General features: G+C 67.4%; 11 protein-coding genes. 8 read left to right on the top strand and 3 right to left on the bottom strand.

Features of this window, described 5'->3' with window-relative positions:
* Nucleotides 1-200: 200 nt before the first annotated feature.
* From AB0J64_RS55900 to AB0J64_RS55920, 5 genes are all read left to right on the top strand, one after another.
* Nucleotides 201-425: a hypothetical protein gene (locus AB0J64_RS55900; RefSeq protein WP_364046533.1), complete on the top strand. Its 225-nt coding sequence runs from the start codon at nt 201-203 to the stop codon at nt 423-425.
* 456 nt (nt 426-881) lie between these two features.
* Complete coding sequence (locus tag AB0J64_RS55905; RefSeq protein WP_364046536.1) at nt 882-1,271, top strand: hypothetical protein; 390 nt, start codon at nt 882-884, stop codon at nt 1,269-1,271.
* 288 nt (nt 1,272-1,559) lie between these two features.
* On the top strand, nt 1,560-2,390 hold the full coding sequence (locus AB0J64_RS55910; protein WP_364046539.1) for an SDR family NAD(P)-dependent oxidoreductase: 831 nt from the start codon (nt 1,560-1,562) through the stop codon (nt 2,388-2,390).
* A gap of 15 nt (nt 2,391-2,405) precedes the next feature.
* Nucleotides 2,406-3,437 carry a GAF domain-containing protein gene (locus AB0J64_RS55915; protein ID WP_364046542.1) on the top strand — a complete coding sequence of 344 codons (1,032 nt, stop codon included), beginning with the start codon at nt 2,406-2,408 and terminating at the stop codon, nt 3,435-3,437.
* A gap of 1,495 nt (nt 3,438-4,932) precedes the next feature.
* Nucleotides 4,933-5,361 (top strand): hypothetical protein, encoded by a 429-nt coding sequence (locus tag AB0J64_RS55920; protein WP_364046545.1) that lies wholly within the window; start codon nt 4,933-4,935, stop codon nt 5,359-5,361.
* Here AB0J64_RS55920 and AB0J64_RS55925 read toward each other — a convergent pair.
* Both AB0J64_RS55925 and AB0J64_RS55930 read right to left on the bottom strand, forming a co-directional pair.
* Nucleotides 5,341-5,502, bottom strand: coding sequence for a hypothetical protein (locus AB0J64_RS55925; RefSeq protein WP_364046548.1), 162 nt, complete (start codon nt 5,500-5,502; stop codon nt 5,341-5,343). The genes AB0J64_RS55920 and AB0J64_RS55925 overlap by 21 nt on opposite strands.
* A 144-nt stretch (nt 5,503-5,646) precedes the next feature.
* A complete protein-coding gene (locus tag AB0J64_RS55930; RefSeq protein ID WP_364046551.1) occupies nt 5,647-6,006 on the bottom strand; it encodes a Tn3 family transposase in 360 nt (119 codons plus the stop codon).
* On the opposite strand from AB0J64_RS55930, the gene AB0J64_RS55935 reads away from it, so the two are divergent.
* From AB0J64_RS55935 to AB0J64_RS55945, 3 genes are all read left to right on the top strand, one after another.
* Nucleotides 5,957-6,478, top strand: a complete 522-nt coding sequence (locus AB0J64_RS55935; protein ID WP_364046554.1) for a DUF6624 domain-containing protein — start codon at nt 5,957-5,959, stop codon at nt 6,476-6,478. The genes AB0J64_RS55930 and AB0J64_RS55935 overlap by 50 nt on opposite strands.
* Before the next feature lie 127 nt (nt 6,479-6,605).
* Entirely contained in the window at nt 6,606-7,874 is a 1,269-nt protein-coding gene (gene fxlM, locus AB0J64_RS55940) for a methyltransferase, FxLD system (RefSeq protein WP_364046557.1), read from the top strand.
* Nucleotides 7,864-8,556, top strand: coding sequence for a GNAT family protein (locus AB0J64_RS55945; RefSeq protein ID WP_364046560.1), 693 nt, complete (start codon nt 7,864-7,866; stop codon nt 8,554-8,556). The genes fxlM and AB0J64_RS55945 overlap by 11 nt, the downstream gene beginning before the upstream one ends.
* Before the next feature lie 135 nt (nt 8,557-8,691).
* Here the strand turns inward: AB0J64_RS55945 and AB0J64_RS55950 are convergent, their stop codons facing one another.
* Nucleotides 8,692-9,735 (bottom strand): phosphotransferase, encoded by a 1,044-nt coding sequence (locus tag AB0J64_RS55950; RefSeq protein WP_364046563.1) that lies wholly within the window; start codon nt 9,733-9,735, stop codon nt 8,692-8,694.
* Nucleotides 9,736-9,927 lie beyond the last annotated feature (192 nt).

A 9,927-nucleotide genomic window follows, 5' to 3' on the forward strand; every position in this document is an offset into this window, starting at 1 on the left:
CAGGTCGCTGAGCTTCTCGCAGACGGTTGGGATGTCGCGCCGGGGGGTGAAACGCCGTGGGAGCAGCCTGACGATGTCGTCGAGAGGCACCACCCTGTCGTCGAACACGATGCACTTTCCTCCCTACTCTGCTTGTGGTCTTCTCATCGCAGACGATGAGTTCTGGCCCGCGTCCCTCGGGTATTTGCCGGTGACCGTTTATGACAGGGCGGGCCGCCGATGATCGCGGCGGCCTCGTCGGCGGTGAGCGGCTCGAGCTCGGCCAGGGAGCCATGGCCGGCCAGGACGCGCTGGATGAGCAGGCTGGTGGCCCGCTGGACGAGATCGGCCAGTTCGTTATGATCAAGCCCATCAAGATCGAGAGTGTCCGCTCCCACCAAGCCCCTCCCAAGATTTTTTACGCAGTCCTTGCGGATGGTGCGTAGAAACTAGCAAGAAACTAGCGGGAGAGAAAGGGGAAAATCCTGCTCATCTCGTTATTTATGCAGCTTGCGAGGGAAAAAATACGCCATGCGAGTTGCGCGGTTGATGCGTACGACGCGAACATGTTGGTCCATGCGAACATCCTTGGGCCGGACCACCACCTTCACCGATCACGGGCGGCGCGTTCGCCATCACCCCTTACCTCCCTCCTCGGTGGGTCCAAGGAGCACGTCATAGGCTCCCGTACCAGCTCAGCCTCACCAGCAGGGCCTACCCCCGTAAGCACCTCGGCGCCGACCCACTTCCCGCCTCAACGGGACGGCGTCACCGCTTGGAGGAACACCATGACCTGGCCTGAACCCGAGGGAACCGTCGCCACTCCCGAGGCCGCCCTACTCGACACCTGGAGGCAGCGAGCCGGGCTGACTTGGAGAGAACTCGCCAGGCGCGTCTGCGCCTTGGATGAGACCCTGCCCGGCACCTCGCACAGGTTCTATCTACCTGAGCCGACCCTGCGCCTGATGAAGAACGGCGATCCGGCCGCGATCCGCAAGACCTGGCGCGTCGCCGCCGCGGCGCTCGTCACCGGCGGCGACCCCCAAGAACTCGACGACGCCGGCTGTCACGAGGCCGCCGACATGCTGCGTGACCTCCGCACCCAGTATCTGCGCGCCCGCGAAGCCGAGGACAGTGCCGCCCCCGCCGATCTGTCGGTCATGGACGTGGCCGTCGGACGCGCCGCGCAGGTCACCGTCGTTGTTCCCCCCGATCTCACCGATCGCGAGCTGGACCGCGTCCGCGCTGCGGCCGAGCAATTCGCCGCCGCCTTGCGCAGCAAACGGAGCTGATACTCCTCCCCCTGCCACACCCATCAGCTCGCGCCTCCCCCGTGAGGTGGCGCGGGCCTGCCGCTTTGCGTTACCGTGACGCCCCAGCACGATCTTGCCTGAAATGTCCCTGTCGTCTGTGCACCTAGCTGAGCGGACGGTATGTGCCCCACAGGAATCGACCGCAGGCCAGGGCGCGATCTTCGTGGCGGCGCCGTCGCGGCTGCCCCGGAGACGATGCGGAAGTGGATCCGCGGATCCACCATCCAGGACCGCGACCGCACAGAACAAGCAGGAGGAGACACAGGGATGCCGGATTACTACGCGGGCCGGGCGGCCGTGATCACCGGGGCCGGCTCTGGCATCGGGCGGGCTCTGGCCCTGGATCTGGCTGCGCGCGGATCATGCCTGGCACTGGCCGATCTGGACGGCGACGCCGTCGAGCAGACGGCGCGTGCGTGCCGTGAGCTGACCAGCACGGTGGAACACGCCCAGCTCGATGTGACCGACCGCGCGGCAGTGACCACCTACGCGACGACAGTCGCCGAACGTCTCGGTCAGGTCGAGGCGGTCTTCGCCGTGGCGGGAGTGATCCACACCGGTAGTCTGCTGCGCTCCGACCTGGCCGATTTCGACCACATCATTAGCGTCAACCTCCTGGGCATGGTCAACACCGCCAAGGCATTCCTCCCCCACCTGATTGCCTCCGGCCGGGGACATCTGGTGACGATGTCGTCGGCTTACGGATTCCTGGCCGCCCCCTACTCCACCGCCTACAACGCCAGCAAGTTCGCCGTACGCGGGTTCAGCGAAGCGCTGCGCCAGGAACTGCGGCTGCAAGGCCATCCCGTCACGGTGACCTGCGTCTTTCCCGGCGCGATCGACACCGCCATTATGCGCAAGGGAACCTTCGCGCCCGGCATCGACCCCGCCGCCGCGATCAAGCGGTTCGCGGCGATGGCCCGCACCGATGTGGCAAGCGCCGCCGCGGCGATCCTGCGCGGGACGGCGCGAGGCCGCAGCCAGGTCCTCATCGGGTCGGACGCCAAACGCGCCTGGCTGGTAGTCCGCCTCCTGGGCAGCGCCTACCAGCGGGTAGTGCCATGGCTGGTGCGACGGCGCTCGGCCGAGACGACATGACACGACAAGGGAGGCATGGTGTCCGACCACTGGCTATTGGTGGAAGTGTTCGGAGGGACAAGCAGCGAGCCGAGCGTGATGGCTGTGGGAAAGACTCCCAAACGCCTGCTGCCCCTGGACAAGGTCCTGCGCAACGGCCGGTATCTCGCGGAGGCGCGGGCGTTAATCGCTCGCGTCGCGGCCGGAGGACAACCGGTGCGGATGACCTCCTCTGACGGTCGCCGCCAGCTGATCGGCGACCCACTGATCGCGCCCGGCGGGCGAGTTCATGGGGTGTATGCGTGGGTGGGGCCGGTTGGCGCGCAGCCGCCGCCCCGTGATCCGGCTGGCGCCTGGTACTTCAACCTCACCACCGACCGGGTCGGCGTGTCACACGACCTGCTGGACCTGTACGGGGTGGCCCCGGAGGGCCGGCGGCTGGAGAAGACCACCGCCGAGGCGTTCGGCGGTGGCCGGCTGATCACCAACGCCGACGAGGCGAACGCGTTGTCGTTGATCGTCAACTCCGTACCCGGCACCGAACACCAGGCGACCTGGGGAGTACGGCGCGATGACGGCGAGTGCCGCGCCGCCAATTTCGCCTGCCGCGTGGTCGCCCAGCAAGGCCCGGACGGTCAGCTGGAGATGGTGGCCCGGGGCATCACCCACGACATCGGACCAGCCGAGAGCACCCCCAGCGCGATGCTCCTGTCCGGGGTGCTCGCGCAGCAGGTGCTCGCCGCGGAGCAGGAGCCTGGCGTGCACCGCGCGATCGTCAATGTGCACAAGCTGACGCTGCTGCGCTGGGTGGATGACCCGATGCCCGGCGTGGCCTGGGAGCTGGGAGGCGAGCACCTACCGGCAATCCACCCGCAGGATCTGCCGCTGGCCCGGCGCATGGCGGCCGATCTGCCGCAGGCCGGACGGGTGCGCGAGGTCCTGCGGTTGCGGTCGATCACCGGCGGGTGGATACGGGTGGAGGCCACCGCCCACCCCATGCAGCTGAATCAGCACACCCCGGCGGCGCTGGTACGGCTCACCAGGCCCGAAGGTGACGGCTCGCCATAGGTTCCCGCGCCGACCGTGCCCGCGGCTCCATCCGGGATACCTCCAGACCGCCAGGTAGAAGCCTGCTGACGAAGGCTTAAGCGCTCGATGAGGTGCAGGCCTAGAGGGCTGGTTCGATCTTGTGGATGTAGCCCCGGTGGGACCACTGGGAGAGCTGGACGCGGAAGCTGTTAACGTTGTCGATGCCGAGGATGGCGGCCAGCTCGTTCCTCGCCAGACGCGCCAGGGCTGGGCAGCGAGAAGCTCCAGGACCTTGCCACGCCGGTCCGGGCTGGTCAGCTCTGGTAGCGGTGGCAGGTCGCCCCAACGGCCATGAGGTGGTTGACCTGCCAGTTCGCGTGCCAGGCGGCGGGTCATCAGGTGGACGGAGGCCCACCAGACGAAAACCTCGTGATGCTCGGGCTTGCGTTCGTAGATCCGTACCAGCCGCCGATAGCGCATCAGCCAGGCCCGGCCCATGGCCTTGACCAGCTCAGCCATCACCGCCCGCGCCTCGCCCTCCAGCACCGCCCACTCGGCATCGGACAGATCCGACGGACACGCCGATCTTCGGCCGTGACATCGGCACCCCGGCGAAGGGCAACCACTGGCATTTCGGGCGCGGGCGTGTAGACAGACAATCACGGGCTCCTGGCTACTGAGCTGCTTCGACAACACCTCAGCTATCAGGAGCCCGCTCCTGTTCGCAGGCATGACACACCCGGAGAGCCGCCGAGATCACCCCAACTCAGCGGTACCGACCAAACCCTTCGTCAGCAGGCTCTAAGACAGGACGATCCACGGGCGGGGGTGACACCCCTGCCCATGAAAGCTGAGCACTCCTTTCGTGCGCGAGATCCATGATCTTGACTGGCGCGCGCCCGCCAAGTAACCTGCCCTTTGACCTCGCCAAGGCGGGGTTTGGGTCTGGCCTGTCCTCCTCGGCCTGATCCCGGATCGATTCGGTTGGAGGCTGCCCCATGCCGGGCGCCCTCCTCGACGTCCGGGATGACCCATGCGCCGAAACTGGCTCTCCTCTGCTCACCACCCCCACCGCCCGGCCGCTGATGGCGGCGGGTGGCGGCCTGCGCTGAGGTGGCGGCCGGCCGGTCGGCCCCGCTGTGCGGACACCGCCACCGGGGGGACGCGCCGACATTCGCGACGACGACGAGCATCTCGAGTGGTCCTCCGCTCCGTCGTCATGGGCGATGATGAACACCGCCAGATGACTCCTTCGCGCCCTGCTTTAAGCGGAGCGAGGAGGACCAGCCATGACACATGCCCCTCCTGGTCCCGTAGCACGGCCACGCTCCGTAGTACATTTCGAGCGCCCGCTACGATCGTTCACATGTTCGAGAGTGACATGGTAGAGCGCTCCCTGCGGGCACGAGGCGGCGGAGGTGACCACCTGGAGCGTGCGCACTGAGCAGCGCATCATCACCGACATCTGCCGTGAACACGGCTTCGCCGACCGTCACCAGCTCGTCATTCACGCCCTCACGCATTGGATGGCACCATGACCCTTGTCCGACTTTTCGGGATCCCACCGCGCGAGCTCGCCGCGCTGGGCGTGCCCGCGGTCATCCTGTCGGAAAACAACATCCACGACATGTATGTCGATGAGACCCAGATCGATACCCACCTCCTCGACCCGCTGGCCGAGGCCATCTGCGAGCTCTCCTCCGGGCTCGCGCTCCGGACAGAGCCGCTGGACTGGCCCTGGGGGACGACGACGATCCGGCGGTGCAGCGACCTGTTGCTCCTGCCTCACCTTGTCACGGCCCAGCGCGTGGCCAGCGGCTTCGTCCTGGACGTGCCCGAGCACGCGATCACCCGGCGCCTGGCGGCCCACCTGAGCGTGCTGACCGCCCGGAGCCTGCGCTTTCGCGTTCCCCGGGACTGGCCTGCGGCCAGCCAAAACGCTCTACCCGGCAAAGGGGCCTGATCGGGGCAGGCCCGCGCCCTCATCCGCCTGCTCGCCCTGCGCGCGAGCCAGCAGCTTACGGATCTGATACACCGACATTGTCAGCGCCAGATCCTCAGTATCGGGATTGTAGAAGGCCGCGGCGATGGCGGTCTGCGGCACCAGTTGATCGGCGTAGCCGCTGGAGGGTCCCCGCCGGAGGTCGGACGGGAGGCGGCCAGGATCGCCGGGATCGCTTCCTCCTCGTCCAGCTCGGTCAGCGCCGCGACGAACTGCGAGATCAGCGCATTACGGCGAGCGGCCACCTCAGTCAGGCGCCGATGCGCCTCCCGCGGTGATGCGCCGCCGCAGCGCGGGGTCAGCGAGAAAGCGCAGCAGCGCCACGGTGCGCACGCTGCGGCCGACCTCCCGGAACGCCTTGTAGATCTCGCTCTTGCGCGAGTGGGAGCCGAGCCAGCGCAGCAGAGTGACGGAGTTGAGCCTGCCCTCGCGGATGGAGATCGCCACCCGCATGGGGTCGGGCCACATCTTCTCCACCAGCTCCCAGTCGATCACGTTGCGGGCGCCAGGTCGCCTACCGCCACATCGACTCCTTGTTCCGCGCTGTGGCAAGGGGATGCGCATCGTGACCGACGCCGGTCTTCGCGACGAGCTCCTGCAGCGCATGCAACGCGATCAGGAGGTTCGCCTGAGCCTGCCCAAGAGCGGACCCGAGCCAGAAGACCTGATGGAGCAGTGGAGGAGCGTGGACGCCGACAACACCACCTACCTCAAGCAGGTGATCGACGAACACGGCTGGCCGGGCTATGACCTCGTCGGAGAGAACGGAGCGCAGGCAGCGTGGCTCCGGGCTCAGCATGCTGACCATGACCTGCCCTTCCAGCAGCGGTGCCTGGCGCTCCTACACGACGCCGTAGATCGTGGCCAGGCGCCGCCGCGGAACCTCGCCTATCTCGTGGACCGCGTTCGTGTCGGTGAGGGGCGGCCCCAGGTGTACGGCACGCAGTACCACGCCCCTGATGGTGTTCTCCAGCCGCGGCCGATAGAAGAGCCTGAACGGCTGGACGAGCGTCGAGCTGAGGCCGGGCTGGGGCCGCACGCCGCCTACGACCGCTCCATGCGTCAGCAATACGGATAAGACTGCCTCGAGAAGCGAACCCGTCTCCGGCGGCGGTTCGGGACTGCGGGCTGCCGCATGGGCAAAGGGTGGGGGCACGCACGACGAAGTGCCCCCCGTCTGCATTGCCGGCCGCTAATTTGAGCAGATGCCAACCCTCGATGTGGACTCGGAGCAGCCGCTGCGTGCGGCCATGGTTGACCGCCTGCGCGAGATCGGCGCTATCCGCAGAGACGAGGTCGCCCAGGCGTTCTCCCGCGTTCCCCGGCATGCGTTCGCGCCCGAAGCGACGCTGCGGGAGGCGTACGATCCCGAGGCCGTCGTCCGCACGAAGTGGGCCACCGACGGAACGACCGCGATCAGCTCCGTGTCAGCGCCGCAGATCCAAGCGCGGATGATCGAGCAAGCCGCCATCACCTCCGGCATGCGCGTGCTGGAGATCGGGTCAGGGGGTTACAACGCCGCGCTGCTGGCCGAACTGGTGGGCCATGAGGGGCATGTCGTCACCCTCGACATCGACCCCGACATCACCAGTCGAGCCCGCCGGCTGCTGGACGAGAACGGATACACCCACGTCGACGTGGCGCTCGGCGACGGAGACGACGGCTGCGTGACGCACGCGCCGTTCGACGCCATCGTGGTGACGGTCGAGGCCGCCGACATTCCCCCAGCGTGGATGGCGCAGCTCGCCGAAGGCGGCTCGCTGGTGGCGCCGTTGCGCGTGCGAGGCTTCACCCGCTCGATCGGCTTCGCTAAGCACGGTGACCGGCTGGTGAGCACCTCGAAGGAATTGGCCGGCTTCGTCGCCATGCAGGGCCAGGGAAGGCGGCCGTGGACGTCGGTGCCGCTGCGCGGAGGGACGGTGCGGCTGCGGTTCGACGAGGATCCCTGCCCGACCGACGCGGCGACGCTGGACCGGGCATTCCATGCAGGACAGGCGCAAGAATGGGCCGGAGTCACCGTCCGCGGCGACGAGTCGCTGGACACTCTCCAGGTGTGGCTGGCTACCACCCTGACCAACTCCTGTGTGCTGGCCATCGACAGGGACGCCGAGGGCGTGGCCGAGTTCCTGGCCAACCCGTTGATTCCGTCAATGTGCAACGCCGTCGTCCAGGCGGACAGCTTCGCCTACCTCACCAAACGCGGCCGAGGCGAGCGCCACGTCGAGATCGGCAGCCACGCCTTCGGACCTGAAGCGTCCGCCGCGGCGACGCTCATGGCCGACCTCGTGCGAGCATGGGACCGCGAGCACCGTCGCGGCCCAGACCCGCGGTACACGATCTACCCCATCGGCCTTCGCCCGCCCCTCCCCGATGGAAAGGTTGTGACGAAACGTCATGTCGACATCGAGATCTTCTGGCCGCCGGGGCCGGACCACACGGCACCCCTCGACAGCGGGAAAGCCGGTGACCGATAACGGGCCCGTGGCACAGACGCCACGCGACGCGCACCACGATCTGGTCTCCATCTGGCCGTTGTTCGGGCTTCGCCTGACAACCGAACGGCTCGAACTCGCTCTGCCGACGCCCCACGACCTGGTGGACCTGTGCCGGGCCGCCGCCCACCTTCAGCCGGCCGGCCAGGTCCGTTTCCAGCAGTCCTTCTTGTACGCGCCGTCTCCCGAACGGGAACGGCAGCTGCTCCAGCGGCACTGGCGGGCTCTGGCTCACTGGAGACCTGACAGCTGGGATCTTCAGCTGGCCGTCCGCCTCGACGGCACCGCCATCGGCCTGCAAAGCATGTGGGCGACCGACTTCGCGATCACGCGAACCGTGGAGACCGGCTCTTGGATAGGCTTGCGGTACCAGGGCCGCGGCTACGGCACCGAGGCCCGGACCGCCGTGCTCGACCTGGCGTTTGTCCACCTTGGCGCAGTCGAAGCCGGAACAGAATATGTGGACGGAAACGTCGCATCCGCGGTCGTGTCCCGAAAGCTGGGCTATCGGGACAACGGACGCAAGGTTTCCGCGCGGGACGGCGAGCGGCTCCTGCAGCACCTCATGATCATCGACGCTGCCACGTGGGAGCAGGGCGCCCATCGTCAGGTAACGGTGAGCGGCCTTGCTGGCTGTCATGACCTGTTCGGCGCCGCTACCTAGACGGGGGGGCTTCGTCGATCATCCCGGCTCAGACGAGCGACCGATCGGGGGCCATCGAGTCAAGCTCACATTGCTACTCGTCCCACCCCGGGAACGATCGCGGCGTACCTGGCTGGTGGTCGCTGTGTCCGCATCTCATCCAGCGAAAGCCCGCATGACCTCGTCACGATGGAGGGTCCACCACTCCAGAGCCGCCTCCTCGGGAGGGAACAGATTGGCGATCCGCTCGCTGGGCTCGCCACGGAGGTAGCGGAACTCCGCTGGCCAGACGTCCGTAAGGCGCTTCCACCATCGGCGAGACACCGCCTCGGCCAGTTCGGCGCTTTCCATGTCGACGATCGTTCGGTACGCAGCCACGAACGCTGCGATCTTGGCTACGTCCACCGCGCCGGTCCTGCTGCGAAACAGTGAGAGTCCGGCCTGGACGATCTCATCGGCGTAGGTGCTGAGCCGCATCCGGTCCCAGTCCAGTACCGCCGCGACCGTCTGACCGCGAAACAGCAGGTTCCTGTTGTTGAGATCCCCGTGAACCCAGCGCGAGGGTACTTCCGCCTGCCTGGCGGGTCGGAGATGCGCATAAAGGTGCAGCAGGTCGGCGCGACGTCGCAGCAGCCTGAGGATATGCAGGTCGTAGGGGGTTGGATCGGCCAGGGAGGTGATGACTCGCTCGATCTCCATGATGGTCTGCGTGGTCTTCGCCGCCTCACCCATGACCGTGTCCGCTGGGGAAGAGATGGGTCTTGGCTCGCAGGTGGCGGGCATCCGCGCTAGCGCCTGGTGGATTCTGCCGACCAGGCGGCCAAGCCGCGCAACAGCGGGAAGCGACAGATCCTCGCCCGCCAGGTGGGCGCCGCCTACCCAGCGGACCAGGCAGTACGAGCGGTCGTCCACGTCCACCACGGAGTGACCGGCGAGCGATCGAATCGGCAGGCACACCGGAATGGAACAGGTCGCCACGAACGATAACGCCGCGTGGATCTCGCGGGCCGCGGCCGGGGGGATGGCCAGGATCCGCTTCAACACGTACCGTTGCTGTCCGGCGATGATCTCCCAGTTCCGATTCATCCAGCCCGTGGTCAGATGCCGGTACGTGGTGACCTTCGGCAGTTGGAACGCCTCCTGCAGCGTGGGGAGGTCACCGGGAAGGTCCGCCAGACCCACCTCATCTTCGCTGGTCATCGGCTTCGCCTCACAGTCTGCGGATGTCGCGTTCACGGCAGGGCGTGAACCGCACGCCGGAAGAGAACCGACCCGTCCGGGGCCAGGGCCGCGACGTCGGTCGGCAGGTGTGCGCCTCGCGGCCAGAGAAGCTGGCCCAGGTGGTCAAGGCAGATGAGGTCATAGCCCGGCATGACCGTCAGGTCCGGCGTC

The sequence above is a fragment of the Nonomuraea sp. NPDC049695 genome, assembly GCF_040674955.1.
Lineage (GTDB): Bacteria > Actinomycetota > Actinomycetes > Streptosporangiales > Streptosporangiaceae > Nonomuraea > Nonomuraea helvata.

Excerpts from the sequence above, each read along its gene's own strand:
- AB0J64_RS55900 (WP_364046533.1), top strand. The coding sequence starts at position 201 with ATGACAGGGCGGGCCGCCGATGATCGCGGCGGCCTCGTCGGCGGTGAG.
- AB0J64_RS55910 (WP_364046539.1), top strand. The coding sequence starts at position 1,560 with ATGCCGGATTACTACGCGGGCCGGGCGGCCGTGATCACCGGGGCCGGC.
- AB0J64_RS55915 (WP_364046542.1), top strand. The coding sequence starts at position 2,406 with ATGGTGTCCGACCACTGGCTATTGGTGGAAGTGTTCGGAGGGACAAGC.
- AB0J64_RS55920 (WP_364046545.1), top strand. The coding sequence starts at position 4,933 with ATGACCCTTGTCCGACTTTTCGGGATCCCACCGCGCGAGCTCGCCGCG.
- AB0J64_RS55935 (WP_364046554.1), top strand. The coding sequence starts at position 5,957 with ATGCGCATCGTGACCGACGCCGGTCTTCGCGACGAGCTCCTGCAGCGC.
- AB0J64_RS55930 (WP_364046551.1), bottom strand. The coding sequence starts at position 6,006 with ATGCGCTGCAGGAGCTCGTCGCGAAGACCGGCGTCGGTCACGATGCGC.
- fxlM (WP_364046557.1), top strand. The coding sequence starts at position 6,606 with ATGCCAACCCTCGATGTGGACTCGGAGCAGCCGCTGCGTGCGGCCATG.
- AB0J64_RS55950 (WP_364046563.1), bottom strand. The coding sequence starts at position 9,735 with ATGACCAGCGAAGATGAGGTGGGTCTGGCGGACCTTCCCGGTGACCTC.